Raw genomic sequence first — 20250 nt, forward strand, 5'->3', positions numbered from 1 at the left:
GGCCACTTGTGCGGTGACCGGTCGTGGTTATGGTGAGACGGTGCGGTTCGCCGATCGCGTCACCGTGGGCCGGAGCGCCGAGTTGGTCCGCATCGACGCCGCCCTCGACGACGTCGTGGCGGGGCGGGGCGGTGTCCTCCGCATCGAGGGCGGCCCCGGCCTGGGCAAGTCGCACCTGGTGGGTGAGCTCGATCAGCGGGCGGCCGCGCGCGGCTGCCGGGTGCACATCGGGCACGCCGATCAGCTCATGCAGGTCTTCCCGCTGTGTGTGGCGGCCTACGCGCTGGGCGTGTCCACCTGGTCCGACGACCCGGTCCGCGCGCAGATCGCCCGCCTGCTCACCGGGGAGGCGGCCGGAGAGCTGCCGTACGCCGACCCGGTGCTGGCGGCGTCCGAGCGGATGGTGGAGCTGGTCGAGAAGCTCTGCGCGGACCAGGCGCTGGTCCTGGTGCTGGAGGACCTGCACTGGGCGGACGAGGCGAGCGTGGCGTTCGCCGAGCGGCTCGGCCGGGAGGTCGACCAACTTCCCCTGCTGCTCGTGCTGACCGCCCGGCCCGACCGGGACGAGCCGGGCGGCGCTCGCGACCCGCTGGACCGGGCCGCGACCGTCACGTTGACGCTGTCCGCGCTGAGCGCGGACGACGTGGCGGCGTTCGCCGGGGCCCATCTGACCGGACCGCCCGGGCCACGGCTGTCGGCCCTGCTCGACACGGCGTCCGGCAGCCCGTTCTACCTGCGGGAGATTCTCTGCACGCTGGGTGAGGACGAGCTGACCATGCTCGCCGACGGCTCCGTCGAGCTCTGCGTGGCGGAGCTGGTGCCCCGGACCCTGGCCGGGGCGGTGGGGCGCCACCTGGGCGTGCTGAGCCCGGACTGCCTGCAGACCATGCGGTTGGCCGCGTTCCTGGGAAACGACTTCACCCGGCAGGATCTGCGCCTGGTGCTGGCGCGGGAGGCGACGGACGCGCTGGCCGCCGCCTCGGCCGCCGGCGTGGTCGAGCTGGCCGCCGACCGGGTGCGGTTCCGGCACGAGCTGCTGCGGCAGGTCCTGCTCACCCAGACGCCGTCCGCGTTGCACGCCGGCCTGCACGGGCACATCGCCCGGGCGCTCGCCGACGGGGGCCGGGCGGACCGGGCGGTCGCCGGGCACCTCACCGCGGCGGCCGACCCGCTTCCCGGCTGGGCCCTGGGCTGGCTCGCCGAGCGGCCCGAGTCGACGCTCTACGCGGCCCCGGCCGCGTACGCCCGGCTGCTGCGCCGTGCCGTGGACGCCGTACCCGACACCGACGGCCGGCGGCCGGTCCTGGTCCGGCAGTTGATGCTCGTCTCGTTCTGGGTAGGCGACGACGAGACGGTGACCGGGCTCGGCGCGGAGGCGATCGCCTCGGCCGGTGACCCGGACCTGGCCGCCCGGCTGCGGATCCAGGTACTGCGCTCGCTGTCCCGGCTGCGCCGCTTCGACGAGGCGGTACGGGTCGTCGCGCCCTCGGTCACCGACCCGGCCGCCACGCCGCTCTGGCGGGCCCGGGCCGCTGCCTGGTCGGCGAACGCGCAGGCGTTCGCCGGCGCGCCCGAGGCGGCCCGGTCGGTGGGGGAGCGGGCGCTCGCGCTCGCCACCTCGATCGGTGATCCGCTCGGTGTCGCCTACGCGCACAGCGCCCTGGCCGTGGTCGACGGCGGCGATCGGTTGATCGCCCACCTGGACGCGGGTCTCGCCGTGCTCGGCGACGACCCGGAGTCGCTGGACCAGCGGCTGCTGATGGCCGGCAACCGGGCCGCCCGGCTCGGCGCGCTCGGATCGCCGGAGGCGGAGGCCGCCTTCGACGAGGTGCTCGTGGCGGCCGAGCGGGTCGGCACGTACCGGACCTCCACGGTGCACGCCCACGCCGCCGGCTTCCTGTTCGGGTGCGGCCGGTGGGACGACGCCCTGATGCACATCGCGCAGATGGACGCGTCGGCGCTGCGCCACCCGGCGTTCGGCTACCTGCACGGGATGCGTGCGGTCATCGCCTACCGGCGTGGGGAGCCGGAGGAGGGCAACCGCCACCTGCGGGCCGCCGGCATCCCCGACCCCGACCCCGACGAGCTGCCGGCCGCTGCCGGCCCGCACCTGGACGAGGCGCTCGCGTTGCGCGCCGAGTCGGCCGGCGACCACCGGCAGGCGCTGCTGTTCCGGGCCCGCTATCTGGACCTGCCGGCGGGGGTCCAGCGCGACGGTCGGTGCGCCGACGCGCTCCCGCTGATCCGCCTGGCCCGGGTTCTCGGCGCCGACGAGATCGCGCGCGCCGCCGGCGTCGCGGTGGACGCCGCCCGGCCGCCGAGCCGGGACGGGCAGCTCTGCGCCGTCGCCTGCCGGGCGATGCTCGACGGCGACGCGGCCGGCCTGCTCGCGGTCGCCGAGCGGTTCCTCGCCGGGGGGTGGCCCCTGCTCAGCGCGTTCGCGGCCGAGGAGGCGGCGGTGCTGCTGGCCGGCGCCGGCGACGTCGACGCGGCGCGTCACCACTATCTGCGGGCGAGCGAGCAGTACGCGCGGGTCGGCGCGGACTGGGACCTCCGCCGGGCCGCGGCGCGGTTCCGTCCGTACGGCATCCGTCGTGGCACCCGGGTGTCGCCGCGGTCGGTCCGGCACGGATGGGAGTCGTTGACCGACACCGAGCTGCGGATCAGCCGGTTGGTCGCCCAGGGACTGTCCAATCCGGACATCGCCCGGGAGATGATGTTGTCTCGCAACACCGTGCAGACACACGTGTCCAACGTGCTCCGCAAGCTCGGCCGGCGCTCCCGCACCGAGCTCGCCCGCGACGTGGCGCTCCACGAACCGGCCGCCGTGCCACCGGCCCGCATCGGTGTCACGTCCGCCGCCCGGGCCCGGACCGTCGGCACCTGACCGGCCCGACCTCGCCACCCGGCTCGGCCTGGAATCCGGCCGCCCTGGCGATGTCCAGCCGGGACCGCACGCCGAGCTTGGCCCGGATCCGGGCCAGGTGCGTCTGTACGGTGTTCTGACTGAGATACAGCTCGTCGGCGATGTCCCGGTTGGACATCCCCCGGGCGACCAACCGGACGACCCGGAACTCGGCCGGAGTCAGGGCGGCCCAGCCGGAGGTGGGCTGGTCGGCCGGCGTCCGGCGGCGCACCCGGTAGCGGCCGAGCCGACGGTCGGCCCGGGCGATCTCCCAGACCGACCCGACCGAGGCGTAATGCCGCACGGCCTCGCGCAGCGCCCGCCCGGCGCCGGCCCGGTCACCGGCCCGGGCCAGCGCGACCGCCAGCTCCTCCAGCCCGTACGCGTGCTGCCGCGGCGCCCCGCGCCGGCTGAGCTGCTCGACGACGCGGCTCAGCGCCGCCGGGTCGGCGTCCGGCATCGCGCGTACCAGGGCGGCGATCGCGAGTTGCACCGGTAGCGCCTCCTCGGCCGCCGCCCGCTCGCAGCGGCGGACGACGTCGGCCACGTCGTCGCCGACGGCGAGGGCGAGGCGGACCACGTGCTCGGCGCCGTGCAGCCGGGCGGGGCGGGCCTCCAGCGCGGCGGCCAGCGCCCGCTGCCGCGCCCGCAACGCCCCGGCCAGATCGCCCACCTGCTCGGCGGCCATCGCGTCGAGTTCGTCCTCGCGCCCGACGGACCTCAGGGACCGGTTGGCGGTCGTGGCGTCCGGGGGCGACCGGTGCCGGGCCACCAGCGCGGCCAGCCCGGGCTCGGCATCGCCGACGAGGTCCCACCGGCCGGCCAGGTAGCCGGCGCGGGCCGCCGTCGCACGCAGCCACGTGGCGAGGCCGGGATCGGTACGGGCCGCGAGTGGCCCGGCCTCCAGGATCGCCCCGGCCAGCGCGTCCGGTGGACCGGTCTGCACGAGCAGGTCGATCAGACATCCGTGCAGCAACCCGCGCAGCTCGGTCGACTCGCTGTCGCCGCCGAGGCCGTCGCGGACGGCGGCCAGGTGGTCCGCGACGAGCCGGCCGTCGCCGGCGCGGACTCTCGCGAGCGCCAGCACGGCGGCCGTCGGCCCGTCCTGCGGCGCGGCGGCCAGGCCGCGGATCCGTTCCCGGGCGGCGGCCAGTTGACCGAGCCCGGCCAGCGCCACCGCGTGCCAGCCCGCCAGGCGGGGATCGTCGGTGTCGGCGCAGATGGCGTCGACGTCGGCGAGGCTCCCGTCGCGGACCAGGGCGCGAACGGCGAGCCGGCGCAGGTCGGCGGCGGCCCCGGGGCGGGCCTCGGCGGTCGTCGCGAGCGCGAGCGCGGTGCGGGCCGCCCGTTGGCGCCGGCCCAACCAGTGGTCGAGCATGCAGCGGCGGGCGTCGACCGGACCCAGGCCCAGCACGTCGGAGAACAGCGCCGGGTCGGTGAGCAGCGTCGACTCCGGCAGCTGGGCCAGCCAGTCGCGGGCGGCCGGCGGCAGCTCTCCGGATTCGCGCAGGTGCCTCGCCACCACCCCGGCCTCGGCGCCGGTGGCGAGCAACGCGAGCGCGCCGGCCCGGTGGAACGCGCGCCGGGCCGCGACCGGGAACGACCGGGCGACGGCGTCCCGCACCACGTCGTGCCGGAACGACAACCGGTCGCCGTCGTCGCCGAGCACGCCGTCCTCGACCGCGTCGGACAGCGCGGTGGTGACGGCGGGCAGTGGCAGCCCGCCGGCGGCGGCCAGTTCGGTGGCGTCGAACCTCGGCCCGAGCAGCGCCGCCATCCGCACGATCGGACGGTTCGGCTCGGCCACCCCCGCGCAGGCGTACCGGTCGAGCGCGGCGGCCGCGCGGTCGTCGTCGCCGCCCAGCTCGACCCGCCCGCCGGCGCGGCGCAGCAGGCCCGCCGCGTCCAGGTCGTCGAGCAGGCCGAGCACGCGCGCGGGACTGCCGCCGAGCGCCCGCAGACAGCGTCCGAGCCGGGGGCCCGGTCGGCCGCCCAGGCGCCCGGCCGCCACGGTGACGATCTCGGCGTCCCCGAGCGGGCCCAGCACCAGCAGCTCACCGTCGTGCTGAGCGACCAGCTCGCGCAGCGTCGCGACCGACTCCCGGTACGGGGTGGGCCGGCAACCGCTCACCAGGAGCAGCGGAAGCCGGGCCGCCGATCGGCTGATCCGGTTCCAGGCCAGCACGGTGGCGTGGCCGGCGCGATGCAGGTCGTCCAGGGCGAGCACGGCCGGGCCGCTCGCGCAGAGCGCGGCGACCGCGGCGTCGATCTGGTCGACGGACTCCGTGATCCCCGGCGGGTGAGCCGGCCCGTGGTCGGTGAGGCCCCACACCGCGTCCAGCGACCTCGGGTCGTCACCGGTGCCGGCCCGCACCGTGCAGCCGGTCGACGTGCCCCGGCGCAGCAGCGCCGACAGCAGGGCCGTCTTGCCGAGGCCGGCCGCGCCTTCCAGCCACACCACCCCGCCGCGCCCGGCCCGTGCCCGGTTCAGGAGAGCGACGAGGGTGGCGAGTTCGGACTCGCGGCCCACGAGCGGTCGGTCCGCCCCGTCGTCCACCGGCCCGGGCGCGCGATCCGGCGTCCGTCCCGGTGCGGTCATGCGGCGGGAGCCACCAGCAGGACGTCTCCCGCTCCCTGGATCACCGCGAAGAAGCGGCACTGGTCGGGGCGCAGCCGGACGGTCCCCACAATCGTCTGCGGACCGCCGGCGGCGACGCCGTCGGCCACCACCAGGGTACGGCCGTCGGTGCTGACAGCGAGCAGCTCGTACCGCACGCCCGGGCGTAGCCCGACGGTGACCGCGCGTACCTCGGCGCCGCCGGGCTTGGGCGTGACGGTGGCGGCGAGCTGGCCCTGCGTCCCCGTCGCGGTGCCGTTCGCGGCGGGTACCGGGTCCGGTTCCCGGTGTTGGTAGAGCGTCCAGCCGCCGCCGAGCAGCGCGCCGACCAGCAGCGTGGCCAGATAGGCGAGCACCGGGCGGGCACGTGAGCGGCGGCGCGGCGGCGGGCGCCGGCTGTCCGAGGTGGAGCTGCCGCGGCCGGCCGGCCGGGCGGACGCCGCGCCGGACGCGCGGTCACCGCCCGCCGGCGTCGACCGGTCCGCGTCTTCGAGTTCGGCGACGAACCCGGACGGCAGCGCGGCCACGGCCAGCGCCACCTCACTCGACTCGTCCGCCTCCCGGCGGCACGAGGCGCACCGCAACAGGTGCTCCTCGAAACGTTGTTCGCGCTCCGCGTCCAGCGCTCCGGTCAGGTAGAGGTCGATCTGATCGCTGACGTGCGATCCGCCCCGACCGTTGGTGGCATCCATGCTGGCGCGTCTCCTCCTGACGGGTCACCCCGCTGATCTCGCTCTGACATCGGATGGGAAGGCTCACTCGTTCGACCGACGGGCAGAATTTCACAAGGCCGAAACCCGCTCGCGGCGCGCCGGTGGCCATCGCGATCGTCCGGGGGACCGGCTACCGGCTGGCGTTCAACGAGCGGTGGTAGACGCCTTCCGGACCGACGGGTCACGACCGGTCCGCGGTGCGCTCGGCCAGTTCCTCGAGCACCAGGGCGCCGAGGTAGTGCAGCGAGCGCAGCAGGCTCTCGTCGCTGGCGGGGTCGATCCAGAGGATCTCCGCCGGCGGTTCGGCCACCGGACGTGGCAGGAGCCCGGCCGGGGCGTACGCGCCCTCGATCAACACCAGCGGCGTCTCGGTGGTCCAGACGGTGATCGCCGCCGGGTCGGCGGTGCCGCGGAGCGCGTGCATCTGCTCCGGGGTGTGTCCCCGAGCGTCGCTGAACGCCAGCAACTGTGACTGGAGGACCGCCCGCAGCCGCTGCGCGATCGACCGTCGGGCGGCGGCCCGACCGGCCGCCGACCCCGCGGCGTACCAGGGCGCGAGCTCGGCGACCAGGTCGGCCGGCTCGTCGGCGTAGGCCCGCCAGCGGTCGCCCGGCTCGGTCAGCTCGAAGCGGTAGAACGTGCCGTCAGGCTTGCGGATCGGGGTGGGTGCGCTCCCCGGCTGTGTCCTTACCCTGATCGCTGGCATGGCTGCCCGCCTTCCCTGCCGCCGTCGCTCGAAGTCGTTCGCCAGTCACAACGGACCGACCGGGCGCGGGGTTCGTCGCCGTCAGCCAGCCGGTACGAGACGCCAGGTCTGGTTGGCGTTCGGAGCCGCCGCGTCGGCGCCCCACTGCTGGACCGGGGTGCCGTCCGTGGTGCCGCCGTCGCGGACGTCGAGCAGGTAGTAGTTCGTCAGGTTGCGGATCGAGTACCGGCCCCGGCCGACGGAGGTGAAGCACCAGCTCTGGTTGGTGGTGCCCCAGCCGTACTCCCACTGCTGCATCTGCACGCCGTTGGTCCACGTCCCGTCCGGGTTGTCGAGCGCCATGCCCGACCTGACGTTGACCAGGTGGAAGCAGCCCGACGTCGCGGCGATGAGGCGCCACCGCTCGGCCGCCCCGGTCCCCCCACTGAGGACGATCTTCGCGCCGGCGAAGGACGCCCCGTCCGCCACCCCGATCGACCTGCCGCTGGTGGCGACCACCCGGACCAGCAGCCCGTCGCGGGGCGCGGCAGCCGTCGGCGCGGCCGGGGGGCTGCTCGACGGTCGTGGCGGGCCGGTCGTGGCGGACGGTCCGCGTGATCCCACCGGCGTGGGCGACGGCACGGCCGGGCGCGGGGAGGTCGAACGAGGGACGGCGGACGGCGAGGGCGTGGCGGCCGGGTGAGTGGTGCTGTCCGCCACAGTCGGCATCGTGGGCGTCAGGTCGAGCACGTGCCGGCGTCCGTACGGGCTCAGCGTGAGCGGTGGCCGGAGGTCGTCGTGTCCGTCGGCCAGCAGCGTCCCGAGGGCGTCCACCCGACCGACCGTGTACGGCCACGTGGCGCGGCGTTGCGCGGTCGACGGGTTGGTCAACGTCGCCCTCCGCTCCGCCAGGAACGCCGACAGCCAGTCGCGTTCGGGCACCTTCCCCGGGCGGCCGTGGGCGCGGACCTCGGTCCGATAGATGATCGACGGCAGCGCGTCCGGATCGGCCGAGTCGCCGTGTTGCAGGAGCGTGTCGTAGATGACGGCCAGGCCGAGCGGGGTGGTCAGGCCGAGGTCGGTGGCGGTCCGCATCGCCGGCTGGTAGTACCTGTCGTCCACCACGTCGTCCTGGGCCTGCCGGAAGCGGGGGTCCTTGCTGGCCAGGCGCCACGCGTCGGGCAGCCCGGCCAGCTCACCGACCGCCGGGCTCCGCCGGTCGGCCAGCCGCTTCAGCACCGGCAGGTAGGTCAGCGACAGCGGGTTGGCGCCGACCCGGGCGGTGTAGGTGTCCAGGACCGCGACGATCTCACCGCCGGCCGTGGAGAAGTCGCCGGTGCCCGCCACGTAGCCGCGCCCGTCGGCCTGGTCCACCACCCGCCCGTACTGGGGGGCGTCCGCGTCGTGCATGAGCACGCTGCGGATCTTCTCGATGATCAGCCGCTGTTCCGGCGTGACCGTCAACCTGCGGTCGGGTTCGATCGCCCACACCACGAGCAACCCCACCACGATCACCACGACGATCGCCGGCCAGGCGAGCATCGGGAGCCCGGGCCGGAATCGGGATCGCGCGGTCGGTCGGCCCTGCGGCACCCCGCCCCCTCACGTCGACTTGCCGGTGCCGCAGCGTGTGCTGGAGCCGGACAGATGATGGCAGAACCGATCACCGGCGTGAAGATGGTGTCACCGGCCGCGTGCGCGGGTGCGACACTTGTCGGCTGTGGCCGGTGCGCCCCCTGCGGGTGATCGCGGGGCGGGCACCGCCGTCCGGGGAGGAGTCAGCCATGCGCGAGCCGGCCGGGCCTCGGACCACGGACGCGACCTACCGGGCACGGGGGCTGGCGCCGGTGGACCTGGTGGGCCGCGATCCCGAGTTGTCGACCTTCGACGAGGTCGTCACCGATCTCGCCTCGGGCCGGGGCCGTTCGGTGTGGATCGACGGCGAGCCGGGCGTCGGCAAGACGGCCCTCCTGACCGAGCTGTGCGGCCGGGTCGGCCGGCGCGCGATCGCCCTGTTCACCGCGCGTGCGGCCGAGGCGGCGGGCATCTTCCCGCTGCGGGTGCTGCTGGACGCCCTGCGGGTCGGTCCCGGAAGCACCGACCCGGACCGGGCCGCCATCGCCGAGCGGCTGTGGGGCCGTGACGGCGACGACAGCCCGGGCACCGGCAACGCCGTCACCGCCGCGGCCGAGTTGCTGACGGTGCTGGTCGACCGGCTCTGCGCGGCCGGACCCGTCACGATCGTGGTCGACGACATGCAGTGGGCCGACGAGACCACGCTCGCCGTCTGGGGAAGGCTGGCCGAGGCGACCCGACAGCTGCCCCTCCTGCTGGTCGCCGCCGCGCGGCCGGTTCCCCGGCGGGAGGAGGTCGACCGGCTGCGGCGGGCCGTCACGGCGGGCGGCGGGGTGCACGTCCCGCTCGACCCGCTTGCCGACCCCGACGTACACCGTCTGGTGGAACGGCTGGCCCAGGCCCCGCCCGGACCGGGCCTGCGGGCCCTGGTCCGGCAGGCCGGCGGCAATCCGCTGTACGTACGGGAACTGGTCTACGCCCTGGTCCGGGGCAGTCGGGTTCGGCGGGCCGAGGACGGCGCGCTCGACCTCGACGACGCCGACGCGGTAGCCCCACGGTCGCTGGCGGCGGCGATCGGCGCCCGACTCGGCTTCCTGTCCGAGCCGGCGATGCGGGTGCTGCGGGCCGCGACGGTGCTGGGCGCCGGTTTCCGGCTGGAGCACCTCGCGCTGCTTGTCGAGCGGTCCCCGCTGGCCCTGGTCGACGTCATCGAGGAGGCGCTCACGGCCGGCGTGCTCACGGACGCCGACCCGGACCTGGCCTTCCGGCACGCGCTGATCCGGCACGCGCTCTACGAGTCCATGCCGGCCGCGATGCGCAACGCGCTGCACCGGCAGGCGGCGCAGCGGCTGGCCGAGGTGGGCGAGCCCGCCGAACTGGTGGTGACCCAGCTCCAGGCCAGCTCCGGGCCGGTCAGCGGCTGGGTGGTCGACTGGCTGCTGCGGGCCGCCCCGTCCGTGACCACGCGCGCCGCCGGCCTGGCCGCCGAGCTGCTGCGGCGGGTCATGGCCCAGGTCGGCGACGACGATCCGCGGCGGTCCGTGCTGGGCATGCACCTGGTCGATGCGCTGTTCCACCTCGGCGACTACGAGGCGGTGGACGCGGCCGTCGTCCCGCTGCTGCGGGAGGCGACCGCCGTCGAGGTCATCGGGCGGATGACGTGGTGCCACGTCGTCGTCCTGCGGGCCCTGGGTCGCCCGGTCGAAGCACTCGACCTGGCCGTGGCCGCGCTGGCCGCGGATCGCCTCGACGCCCGGTGGCGGGCCCGCGTGCGCGCGATCCAGGCCGTCACGTTGGCCGGTCTCGGGCGCTTCGACGAGGCGTTGACCGTCGCGCGCGAGGCCGAGGCCGACGGGGAGCGGGTGCCCGACCGGATCGCCGTCGCCTGGGCGTTGTTCGCCTGGTCACTCGCGACCGGCATCTCCCTCGGCGACTCGGCCGGTTCGCTGGCCGAGGCGGAACGCGGCCTGGCGATTCTGGGTGACGATCCCGCCACGGTGGAGCTGCACCTGCTGTTCCAGGGGCTGCGGGTCACGGCGCTCTACAACCTCAACCGCACCGGGGAGGGGGCGCGGGCCCTGGGCCGTGCGCTGACGTTGGCCGAGCGGGCCGGTACGCCACTGCGGTTGGCCTGGCTGCGGGTCCAGGCCGCCGAGATCAATTTTCTGATGGGGCGCTGGGACGACGCGCTGCCCGAGCTCGACGCGGCGGCCGAGCTGCTGCATCGGGGAGCGGTGGTCCGGGGCATGCTGTTCGGCGTCGGCGCGCTGATCGCGGCGAACCGGGGCGACGACGAGCTGATCGAGCGGTACCTGGCCGCCGCCGCCGCGGAGCCGCCGACCCCGGACGCCGCCGGGATGACCGACTACGTGCACGCGGCGCAGGCCCTCGTCGAGGAGCGTGACGGGCGGCCGGAGCGGGCGCTGGACCGGTGGCTGTCCCTGCTCGACCCGGATTCGACCCGGTGCTTCCCCCGGCTCACCCCCGAACGCTGCGTGTTCAGTGCCACCGCGGTTCGGATCGCGGTGGAGTTGGGTCGCGACGAGGTCGCCCGGGCCGCCGCGAGCGCCTGCGTCGCGCAGGCCGAGGAGCGCGGTGACCTGGTCAGCCTGGCCGCGGCGGAGCACTGCCGGGGACTCGTCGACCAGGACCCGAACCGGCTCCTCGCGGCCGCGGCCGGATTCGCCACCGTCCACCAGATCCATGACCAGGCCACCGCGCTCGAGGACGCCGCGTGGGCGCTGGGTCGGGCCGGCCGGCTGACCGAGGCCCGGGCGGCCCTTGAGGAGGCGCTCGACCGTTACGCCGACCTGGACGCCCGGTGGAACAGCCGCCGGGCCGAGGCACGCCTGCGTGACATCGGTGTCCGTCGGGGCCGGCGCGGCACCCGCCGGCGCCGCCCGGTGACCGGGTGGGAGGCACTCACTCCGACCGAGGTCACCGTGTGCCGCCTGGTGGCCGCCGGCCGGTCCAACCCGGAGATCGCGACCGAGCTGTACACCTCCCGCAACACCGTCCAGACCCACGTGTCGCACATCTTGGCCAAGCTGGGTTGCCGATCCCGTACCGAGATCGTCGCCCTCCACCGCGAGCGGGGGCTGCCCGCGGGGGCGCGGCGCGACCGCGCCCCCGCCGACCCTCAGCAGCGGTAGAAGCCGCCGTGCCAGTTGCCGTACACGACGGCGCAGGCACCGTCGGATCCCGAGACCCAGAACGACCCGACGTAGGTCGATCCGGCCATGAAGGAGATCGTCAGCATCCCGGACGGGAGGCTGAACCACCCGCAGTTGTACGAGGGGACGCCCCTGGTGGAGTAGCTCCCGTCAGGTCCGCTGACGAGCGCGTTGGTCCACGGTCCCTGGGAGCAGAGCTGAAGCTGGTAGGGCGCGGCGGCTTCGGCCGGGGCGGCGGAGACCGTGGCGAGAAGGCCGGCCGTCATCAGCGGAACAGCCACCCGGGCGACGGCGCGACGCCACCGTCCAGTCCTGAACAATGTGGTACCTCCCTCTCATCGGAGTGCCCGATCCGTTCGCCGGGACGGGAACCGGTGCCGGGCACGCCGTCACAACGGATCCCCGACGGGGATCGTTCAGCCTCGTCGGATCAGAAGGTGGGACCTACCAGCCGCGGTGTGCCGTACGGGGCGACGGTCAGGGGCGGCCGGAGCTTGTCGTGGCCGTCGTCGAGCAGTGCCGCGAGCACGTCCACCCGACCCACCGTGTACGGCCAGGTGTCCCGGTGCTCCCGGTCGGCCGGGCTGGTCAGGGTCGCGCGGCGTTCCCGCAGGAGCGCGGACAACCACTCCCGTTCGGTGACCGTGCCGGGTGGACCGCCGGCGCGGTGCGTGGCCCGGCGGACCAGCGCCGGCAGCGAGTCCACGTCGTCGGTGTTGCCGTGTTGCAGCATCGAGTCGAGGAGAATCGCCACGCCCAGTTGCGTCCTGATGTCCAACGCGCGGGCCAGGCTCAGCGACGGCGCGAGGTAGCGGGACTCGAGGACGTCGTCCTGCGCCCGCCGGAACCGGGCGTCCGCGCTGGCCTCCGCCCAGGCGGCCGGCAGCCCGGCCAGCTCGGTGACGGAGGGGTCCTGGTCGGCGCTGAGCCGGGCCAGCACGGTGAGGTATCTCCTCGACAGCGGGGTCGGGCCGACCTGGGCGGCATAGCTCTGCACGACCTCGAACGCCTCCCCGTTGGCGGTGGAGAAGTCACCGATGCCGAGCAGGTAGCCGCGCGAGTCGAACTGCCGGACCGCGCGGGCGTACTGCGGCTGCGCGGTGTCGTGCAGCAGGGCGCTCTCCAACTGGCTGAGCACGAGACGTTGCTCGGCGTCCACCCCGACCGGCTCGTGCGCTCCGGCGAGCAGCGCGAGGACGAGACCGGCGGCGGTCACGGTCGGTAGCGCGGTCCAGGACACGCGCGGCCGGCGACGACGGACGTCCAGGTAGCTCACGCACCACTCCAGTGGCGAGAGTCGGTACACACCAAGCCTGCTCGCCGACCAGACTGGAGCACCGAGGCAGGGCGTACACGCGTCGCCGGTCAGTCGACGCGGACGAGCTGCCAGGTCTGCTTGCTTTTGGGGGCGGCCGGGTCGGCGCTCCACTGCTGGATCGGCACCCCGCCTCCGGTGCGCCCGTCCCGCAGGTCGAGCAGGGAGCCGCTGGCCACGTTGCGGATGGAGTACCGCTTCGAGCCGACCGACCGGAAGCACCAGTTCTGGTTGGGGTTACCGCTCGCCGGCTCCCACTGCTGCATGGGCGCGCCGTCGTCGTAGCCGCCGTCGGGATTGTCCAGGGCCTTCCCGGAACGCAGGTTGATCAGCTGATAGCACCCGCCGGAGGTCCCGACCAGCTTCCACCGGGCCGCGTCGCCGGAGCCGGTGAGCTGGACGATGCCGGCGCCGTCGGCCGTCGACCCGTCGCGTACGCCGACGAACTGGCCGCTCGTCGGGTTCATCAGCCGTACCGTGCCGCCGTTCGACGGCGCCACGGCGGTGGGGGTGGCCGGTGCCGTGGTGGGTGCGGGCGTGCTGGTCCGGGTCGCCGCCGGTGGGTCCGGGCGTCGCGTCGTCGGGGTCGGCGCGGGTGCCGCCGGCCGCGCATCGGACCTGCCCCGTGGTGGTGCGGGCGCCACGGTGATGCCGGCCGTCGCGGCCACCGGGCGCAGGGGTGGCCGGCTCGGCGTCGCCACCGGAGGCGGGGTCGAGCCCGCGCTGGAGGCGTCGCCGATCGGACGGGGCGCACCGGGGGGCGCCGTGGCAGGCGCACCGCCGCCGGCGGGGTGCGGCGCGGTGGGGGGCGCGCCGACGGCGAGGTCGCGGGCCGGCGGATCCTGCATGGTGGCCAGGCCGTCGCGGTGATGCGGCACGTCGGTCGTCCAACCGGTCGCCGACCAGGCCATGGTGCCGACCATCGCGCCGCTGACGAGGACCCGCAGGGGCCGTCGCCGTCGCCCGTCCCGGGGCCGGCGGTGGGACCGGATCGGTGGCCGGTTACCGAACAGTGCGCCGTCCGCCGGCCAGTCGTCGGGGCCGAGCGGCGGGCCGCTTCGTGTCGAGTCCATGTCCTTACAACGGACAGACCTGGGCCCGGTTCGACGGCCGTGGGTGGCGGTCGGAAACCGCGCCGGTCCCGGTCAGGCGATCAGCCGGTATCCACCGCGCACGACGGTCTGCACCAGGTCGACGCCGGCCAACGGGGTGTCGTCGAACGCGCGCCGCAGCCGGGACACCGCCATCTCGACCGCGTGGTCGTTCACCCCGGACCAGGCCGCCGAGGCGCCGCGGATCTCGGCGGAGGACGTCACGCGCCCGGGCGAGCGGGCGAGCACCCGCAGGACCGTCATGGGTCCGGCCTGCACGGGGATCACGAGATCGTCGATCGCGACGGATCGGCTGCGGATCTGCATCCGGTGGCCGTCGACGTCCAGCGTGGGCCCTCGGCCGGGCACCTGCTCCACCAACGCCGCCAGCAGGCCGGCGAGGCACGGAGCCGCCGCGACCACGGGGGTCATGCCCCGCTCGCGAAGCGGCGCCGCCGTGAGCGGGCCGAGGCAGGCGACCAGCACGCGCTCGGTCAGCGCGTCGCGCACATCGTCCAGCACGCCGTCGGCGTCCGCCCGGCGCAGCAGGTCCACCGCGGTGGCCGGACCGGTCAACGCGACCGCGTCGACGTGACCACGGACGATTCCCGTCCACAGCCGGCGCAGCTCGTGGGCGCGCGGGGGCGGCAGGGCCCGGCTGGTCGCCACCTCGACGACGTCGGCGCCGCGTCGGCCCAGCACGGCACACCACTCGCGATGATGATCCGACCCGACGACGGCGACGACCCGGCGACCGGCCATCGGCTGATCGCGCAGCCACCGGTCGGGATCCCGGGCGGGCGGCCGGGTCGGGGCGAGGCCCAGCTCGCGCAGCACGCCGACGGCCCGGGCGTCGTGGGCGACGAGCCGGGCCTCGCGGAGCAGCGCCGCGACCCGGTCACCGTGACCCGCCTCCTGAGCTATCCGCAGCCAGGTCCGAAGCCCGGGGGCGGAGAAGGCGACGACGTCGTGCACGGGTCGCGCGACTGCCCGGCGGGTCGCCTCCGCCACGGCGTCCGGATCAGCCGGCCCGACCGCGCGGACGGGCCGGACGGCGACGGGCCATGCCCCGACCGCCCGCAGGCGTGCGGCCAACTCGTGCCGGCCGGGGTGCTCGGCGGCGACCGCGATCGTGTAGCCGGCCAGGTCCCGCATTCCTGCCTCCCCGCACCACCACTCCTCGACGGCGTCGAGGTGCACCACCTCAACTTCTTCGCGTCCCTGCCCAAGCCCTTGCACCGGGTGATCCGCGAGGGCTATCGCGCGCTGTTGCGCTGGTGTCCGCTCAGTTACGACGCCTTGTTCACGATCACCGACCGTTCGCCACCGCTGGTGGCGGCGATCAGCTCCGCGTTGCGGCCGGCACGCCAACGGATGCTGATGCACATGCCTCCGGACACCGGCCTGGTCGTGTCGACGTTCCCGTTCGCCAACCAGGTCCTCGGGCCGCTGCGCCACACCGGGCGGCTGGGCACGCCGGTCGTCACCTACGTCACCGACTTCGTCATCCACCCGACCTGGATGGCGGCCGGCGTGGACACCTACTGCGTGATCCACGAGGTCACCCGGCAGCAGGCCGCGGTTCGAGGCGCACCGGACGTCCGACTCGTCGACCCGCTGGTGCCCGCCCGCTACCGGCCGCCGACGGATGCCACCAGACGCGCCGCCCGCGCGCAGTTCGCGCTGCCCGAAAAGGGACGGCTGGCGCTCATCGTCGCCGGGTCCTGGGGCGCCGGCGACGTGACCCGCACCGCCAGCGATGTGCTGGCCGCCGGTTGCGTCACGCCGGTGGTGGTGTGCGGGCGCAACGACAGCCTGCGCCGGCGGCTGGCCGGCCTCCCCGGTCACGTCCTGGGGTGGGTCGACGACATGCCCACCCTCATGCAGGCGGTGGACCTGGTCGTGGAGAACGCCGGCGGCCTCACCTGCCAGCAGGCCCTGACCGTCGGTCTGCCCACCATCACCTACCGCCCGATTGCCGGCCACGGCCGAGCCAACGCGCAGGTGCTCGCCGGCGCCGGCCTGACCACCTATGTCCGAAACCCCACGGACCTGTGCCAGGAGCTGACCCGCGCGGCGGCTCCCACAGTGCCGGCGTTCACCGGCGCCGCCGACGTGGCCGCGATCGTCTCCGCGACCCTGCGGCCCGGGACCGGACCACACGGGAACTCGCGGTGACGCCCCGGCGCTCGTCAGCGGACCACTCCCGCGCCCGCCCATGATCTTCTACGCGTTGGCCGGGGCCTTCAGCTTCGCGTTGTCCGCCGTGCTGCACCAGCGCGCCGCGACCCGACAGCCCCGCTTCGCGGCGCTCGATCCGCGGCTTCTGCTACGGCTGTTCCGCAACCGCCTGTGGCTCTCCGGCTGGATCCCGGACACGGCCGGAGTCGTCTTCCAGGTGCTCGCGTTGCGTGTCGGCGCGCTCGCGGTCGTGCAACCCGTGATGGCCAGCGGGCTGTTCATGGCAGTGCTGCTCGAGGCCGTCATCACCGGTAGGCGCGTGGTGGGCCGGGACCTGCTCGCGGTCGCGGTGGGCGTGGTGGGCCTGACCGCGTTCCTGCTTCTCGCCGACGTCCGCGCCGGCGTGACCCGCCCCGCGGCGACGGCTTGGACGGTTGCCATGGGCTGCGCGGTGGCGGCCGTCGCGGCCTGCCTCGTGGGCGCGCGTCACCGCCGTGGCGCCGCCCGGGGCGCGCTGTTGGGCGTGGCGGGCGGCGTCGCGTACAGCTTCGCGGCGGCGCTGGTCAAGGACATCACCGGCGGGCCCGCCGGCTCCCTGCTGGGGGTCGTGGTCAGCTGGCGGTCCGTGGCGCTGGTGGTGGCCGTCGCCCTCGGGCTGATGGTGAATCAGGCCGCGTTCCAGCACGGTCGCCTCGCCGCGCCCCTGACAGCTCTCACACTCACCGATCCCGTGGTGAGCGTCCTCGTCGCCATCACGGTCTTTCGGGAAACCTTCCCCGACGAGCCCATCCGGGTCGTCGGTCTCGTCCTGGCTGCCGTCACGGTCGGTGGCGGGGTGTGGCTCGCCGCCTCCGCCTGCGCGACCGGAGCCGACGAACACCGTCGACGGTGACTGCCGTGAGCAGGTAGGTCAGGGCGGAGCCGGGCAGCGTCGCGGCGACCGCGAGCGGGTTGGCGTGCCCGATCAGCCGCGCGGCGGCTGATCCAGGTGGCGCGTCGGTCCGCGCGGGATCGGTACGGGTCGCGGCCGGTACCCGGGAATCGGCCGGGCGGTCAGCCGGCCCCGACGTTCGCCTGTGCGATCCCGGCCCGGCCGCGGGCCCGTTCGTCGGCCTCGTCGATCCGGTCGGCGATGGCGAGTGCCTCCCGGTGGTGGCGTAGCGCCGCCTCGCGGTCGCCCGCCAGGAGGTACGCCTCCCCGAGCGTGTTCAACGCGTTGGCCTGGATGTCCGGGTTGAGGGTGCGGGCGAGGACGAGCGCCGCCTGTCCGGCCCGCAGCGCCGCCTTCGGCCGACCGAGCCGCGCGTAGCTGAAGGCGAGATTGGCCAGCGCGTTTGCCTGGCCCGGCAGGCTTCCCGTGCGGCGTTGCAGCGCCAACGCCCGTCGGGTGTGCCGGACCGCCTCGGGATGGCGGCCCAGTCGGGCGTGGAGCAGGCCGACGTTGTTCTCCAGGCTGGCCAGGCCCGGCCCGCCGAGTTGTCGTTGGAGGTCGAGCGCCCGCTCGGCGTGGTCGAGCGCCTCGCGGTTGCGGCCGCGCAGGTGCAGGTCGATGCTGAGGCCGCTGAGCGCGGTGGCCTCCCATTGCCGGTCACCGACGGCCTGGAACAGGGCGATCGCCCGGTGGTGCTCCGCGACGGCCTGGTCGTGGCGGCCGAGCCGGCGGTGCACGAGCGCCAGGTGGTGCCGGGTGACCGCCTCGCCGTCCGGCTGCCGAAGCGTCCGGTGCAGGGTCAGCGCCCGGTCGAGCTGGGTCAGCGCCGGTTCCGTCCGGCCCGCTCCGTCGTAGACGTGCCCGAGCATCGTCAGTGTGTACGCCTCTGCCCTGGTGTCGCCGAGCACCCGGGCGGCGTCGGCGGCGCGCAGCAGGATCTCGACCGAGTCGTCGGTGTGCCCGCGCCGGGTCAGATACGGCTGAAGCAGGTGGGAGAGCAGCACCACGTGCCGGTGACAGGCGACGTCGGCCGCGCTGCGGATCGCGGCGACGAGATTCGGGTACTCGGCGTCGAGCCAGGCCAGCGCCCCGGGTTCGTCGGTGAACCGGACCGGGGCGACCCGCGGCAGCGGGACCCGCCCGACCGGCGGGGGACGGAACCGGCGTAGCGGACGGGTCGCGGCCCCGACCGTGGCGACGTACCAGTCGAGCAGGTGCTCCTTGGCCTCCACCACGTCGTCGCCGTCGTCCTCGTCGACGCACAGCCGGACGGCGTACTCCCGCAGCAGATCGTGCATCCGGTAGCGCTCTGCCTGCACCTGCTGTACGAGGTGCTCGTCGAGCAGCGATTCGAGGGCGTCCCGCGCCGCCCGCGGCGAGCACCCGGCCAGCGCGGCCACCGACGCCGGCGTGACGTCGTCGCCCGGGTGCACGCCGATGATCCGGAACAGGCGTCGCCGCCGCGGGCTCAGCGCCCGGTACGACGACGTGAGCACGCTGCGCACCGCGTGGCCGCCGTCGGACAGCTCGTCGAGGCGGTGGTGCTCGTCGGTGAGCCGGGACAACAGATGGTCGATCCGCCAGGCCGGACGGGCCCGGAGCCGGCGCGCGGCGACGGCGACGGCCAGCGGCAGGTGGCCGCAACGGGCCAGCAGCGCGTCCGCGGCGGGCCGTTCGGCGGCGACCCGCTCGCCACCGACGATGGTGCTGAGCAGGCTCAGCGAGTCCGCCGGGTGGAACACGTCCAGCCGGACGGGACGCGCGCCGTCCACGGCCAGGCTGCGGCGGCTGGTGACGATCACCAGGCAGTCGCCGTGGGCGGGCAGCAACGGCAGGATCTGCGACTCGTCGGCCGCGTCGTCGACGACGAGGAGCACCCGGCGGTCGGTCAGCCGGTCGCGAAACAACGCGGCGCGGGCCGCGAGCGTGTCGGGGATGCCGGCGGCCGGCACCCCGAGCAGCCGGAGCAGGGACTCCAGCACCTCGCTCGGGTCGGCCGGCGCGGCGTCGCCGGTGAAGCCATGAAGGTCGACGTGGAACTGCCCGTCCGGGTATCGGGCGGCGAGCCGGTGGGCGGCGTGCACGGCCAGGCGGGTCTTGCCCACCCCGGCCATCCCCTCCACGACCACGATCGGCGCGGCGGCGCCTCCCGTGGCGCCCGCCGCCAGCAGTTCGGCGAGTTCGCGGCGCCGCCCGACGAACTCCGCGATGTCCGGTGGCAGATGACGGTACGTACGGGCCGGGCCCTGCCCGGCGCCGTGCGGTCGCGGCCGGGGCGGCTGCGGGTCGGCCGACGAGATCCGCCGGTGCAGTTCCCGCGACTGGACGGACGGCTCGATCCCCAGCTCCGCGACCGTGCGTCGGTGCAGGTCCCGATAGACGGCCAGCGCGTCGGAGCGCCGGCCGGCCCGGCTGTGCACGGTCATCAGCGCGCGGGCGAAACGTTCGTCCAGGGGGCGTTCGGCGACCAGCCGGACCAGTTCCGGGACCAGGCCGGCGAGTTGCCCGGCGGCGAGGCAGGCGTCGACGTACTCGGCGGCGGCGTCGATGCGGGCCTCGTCGAGCGCCGCGGCGGACGGCCCGATCAGGCGACCGCCGAGGCCACCGAACGCCGGTCCGCGCCAGAGCCCGAGGGCGTGTCGCAGCAGCCGGGCGGCGGTGGCGTCGTCGCCGTCGACGCGGGCCGTGCGGGCCGCCGTGAGCCCGTTCTGGAACTGGTCCCGGTCGTACCGCTCGGGGTCGGCCTCCAACTGGTAGGCCGAGCCGTGGGTGGCGATCGGCGCGGCGGCTCGGGTGCCGCCCGGCGCCAGCCGGCGGCGCAGGTCGGACACCAGGCCCTGCAACTGCACCCGGTACGAGGGTGGAGGCGTTTCCGGCCACAGCTCGTCGACGAGGACGTCGAGGGGGACGGGTCGGTTGGCGCGGGAGAGGAGGACAGCGAGAACGAGCGTGCGTTGCGGCCCGCCCAGGTGCACCGGCTGCCGGTCCCACTGGACGCCCACCGGGCCGAGAACGCGGAAGTACAGCCCCGCCACGGTCAACGCCCATCGAGTCTACGTATTCC

At 75.3% G+C, this 20250-nt stretch carries 13 protein-coding genes; 4 read left to right on the top strand and 9 right to left on the bottom strand.

The annotated features are described in order from the left end of the window. The first annotated feature begins 40 nt into the window (after window positions 1-40). Complete coding sequence (locus ACLQ2W_RS25950; protein ID WP_425789449.1) at window positions 41-2887, top strand: helix-turn-helix transcriptional regulator; 2847 nt, start codon at window positions 41-43, stop codon at window positions 2885-2887. Here ACLQ2W_RS25950 and ACLQ2W_RS25955 read toward each other — a convergent pair. The 4 genes from ACLQ2W_RS25955 to ACLQ2W_RS25970 form a co-directional block, all read right to left on the bottom strand. Continuing rightward, a complete protein-coding gene (locus ACLQ2W_RS25955; protein ID WP_425789451.1) occupies window positions 2850-5504 on the bottom strand; it encodes a LuxR C-terminal-related transcriptional regulator in 2655 nt (884 codons plus the stop codon). The two genes, ACLQ2W_RS25950 and ACLQ2W_RS25955, sit on opposite strands and share 38 nt — an antisense overlap. After that, window positions 5501-6214, bottom strand: a complete 714-nt coding sequence (locus ACLQ2W_RS25960; protein ID WP_425789453.1) for an anti-sigma factor family protein — start codon at window positions 6212-6214, stop codon at window positions 5501-5503. Before ACLQ2W_RS25960 ends, ACLQ2W_RS25955 begins: the two co-directional genes overlap by 4 nt. 202 nt (window positions 6215-6416) lie before the next feature. Next, window positions 6417-6941: a hypothetical protein gene (locus ACLQ2W_RS25965; RefSeq protein WP_425789455.1), complete on the bottom strand. Its 525-nt coding sequence runs from the start codon at window positions 6939-6941 to the stop codon at window positions 6417-6419. An 81-nt stretch (window positions 6942-7022) separates the two neighbouring features. Further along, window positions 7023-8462 (bottom strand): chitosanase, encoded by a 1440-nt coding sequence (locus ACLQ2W_RS25970; RefSeq protein WP_425789457.1) that lies wholly within the window; start codon window positions 8460-8462, stop codon window positions 7023-7025. 242 nt (window positions 8463-8704) lie between these two features. Here ACLQ2W_RS25970 and ACLQ2W_RS25975 point away from each other — a divergent pair, with 242 nt between their 5' ends. After that, window positions 8705-11647, top strand: coding sequence for a helix-turn-helix transcriptional regulator (locus ACLQ2W_RS25975; RefSeq protein WP_425789459.1), 2943 nt, complete (start codon window positions 8705-8707; stop codon window positions 11645-11647). Here ACLQ2W_RS25975 and ACLQ2W_RS25980 read toward each other — a convergent pair. From ACLQ2W_RS25980 to ACLQ2W_RS25995, 4 genes are all read right to left on the bottom strand, one after another. Then, window positions 11635-11949, bottom strand: a complete 315-nt coding sequence (locus tag ACLQ2W_RS25980; protein ID WP_107157677.1) for a hypothetical protein — start codon at window positions 11947-11949, stop codon at window positions 11635-11637. The genes ACLQ2W_RS25975 and ACLQ2W_RS25980 overlap by 13 nt on opposite strands. Before the next feature lie 149 nt (window positions 11950-12098). Beyond that, window positions 12099-12944, bottom strand: coding sequence for a chitosanase (locus tag ACLQ2W_RS25985; RefSeq protein WP_425789461.1), 846 nt, complete (start codon window positions 12942-12944; stop codon window positions 12099-12101). An 89-nt stretch (window positions 12945-13033) separates the two neighbouring features. Next, window positions 13034-14056 carry an RICIN domain-containing protein gene (locus ACLQ2W_RS25990; RefSeq protein WP_425789463.1) on the bottom strand — a complete coding sequence of 341 codons (1023 nt, stop codon included), beginning with the start codon at window positions 14054-14056 and terminating at the stop codon, window positions 13034-13036. A 72-nt stretch (window positions 14057-14128) separates the two neighbouring features. Beyond that, the gene (locus ACLQ2W_RS25995; protein ID WP_425789465.1) at window positions 14129-15169 is read right to left on the bottom strand and encodes a uroporphyrinogen-III synthase; all 1041 of its coding nucleotides are present in this window, start codon (window positions 15167-15169) and stop codon (window positions 14129-14131) included. Here ACLQ2W_RS25995 and ACLQ2W_RS26000 point away from each other — a divergent pair. Both ACLQ2W_RS26000 and ACLQ2W_RS26005 read left to right on the top strand, forming a co-directional pair. Beyond that, on the top strand, window positions 15095-16252 hold the full coding sequence (locus ACLQ2W_RS26000) for an MGDG synthase family glycosyltransferase (protein WP_425789525.1): 1158 nt from the start codon (window positions 15095-15097) through the stop codon (window positions 16250-16252). The genes ACLQ2W_RS25995 and ACLQ2W_RS26000 overlap by 75 nt on opposite strands. A gap of 55 nt (window positions 16253-16307) precedes the next feature. Then, complete coding sequence (locus ACLQ2W_RS26005) at window positions 16308-17147, top strand: DMT family transporter (protein ID WP_425789467.1); 840 nt, start codon at window positions 16308-16310, stop codon at window positions 17145-17147. 161 nt (window positions 17148-17308) lie between these two features. On the opposite strand, the gene ACLQ2W_RS26010 is transcribed toward ACLQ2W_RS26005, so the two are convergent. Beyond that, on the bottom strand, window positions 17309-20221 hold the full coding sequence (locus ACLQ2W_RS26010; protein ID WP_425789527.1) for a tetratricopeptide repeat protein: 2913 nt from the start codon (window positions 20219-20221) through the stop codon (window positions 17309-17311). Between the last annotated feature and the right edge of the window lie 29 nt (window positions 20222-20250).

Source organism: Micromonospora sp. DT227, assembly GCF_049841835.1.
Lineage (GTDB): Bacteria > Actinomycetota > Actinomycetes > Mycobacteriales > Micromonosporaceae > Micromonospora.

Coding starts and splice junctions, on each gene's coding strand:
- ACLQ2W_RS25970 (WP_425789457.1), bottom strand. CDS start 8,462: ATGCTCGCCTGGCCGGCGATCGTCGTGGTGATCGTGGTGGGGTTGCTC.
- ACLQ2W_RS25990 (WP_425789463.1), bottom strand. CDS start 14,056: ATGGACTCGACACGAAGCGGCCCGCCGCTCGGCCCCGACGACTGGCCG.
- ACLQ2W_RS25955 (WP_425789451.1), bottom strand. CDS start 5,504: ATGACCGCACCGGGACGGACGCCGGATCGCGCGCCCGGGCCGGTGGAC.
- ACLQ2W_RS25960 (WP_425789453.1), bottom strand. CDS start 6,214: ATGGATGCCACCAACGGTCGGGGCGGATCGCACGTCAGCGATCAGATC.
- ACLQ2W_RS25965 (WP_425789455.1), bottom strand. CDS start 6,941: ATGCCAGCGATCAGGGTAAGGACACAGCCGGGGAGCGCACCCACCCCG.
- ACLQ2W_RS25975 (WP_425789459.1), top strand. CDS start 8,705: ATGCGCGAGCCGGCCGGGCCTCGGACCACGGACGCGACCTACCGGGCA.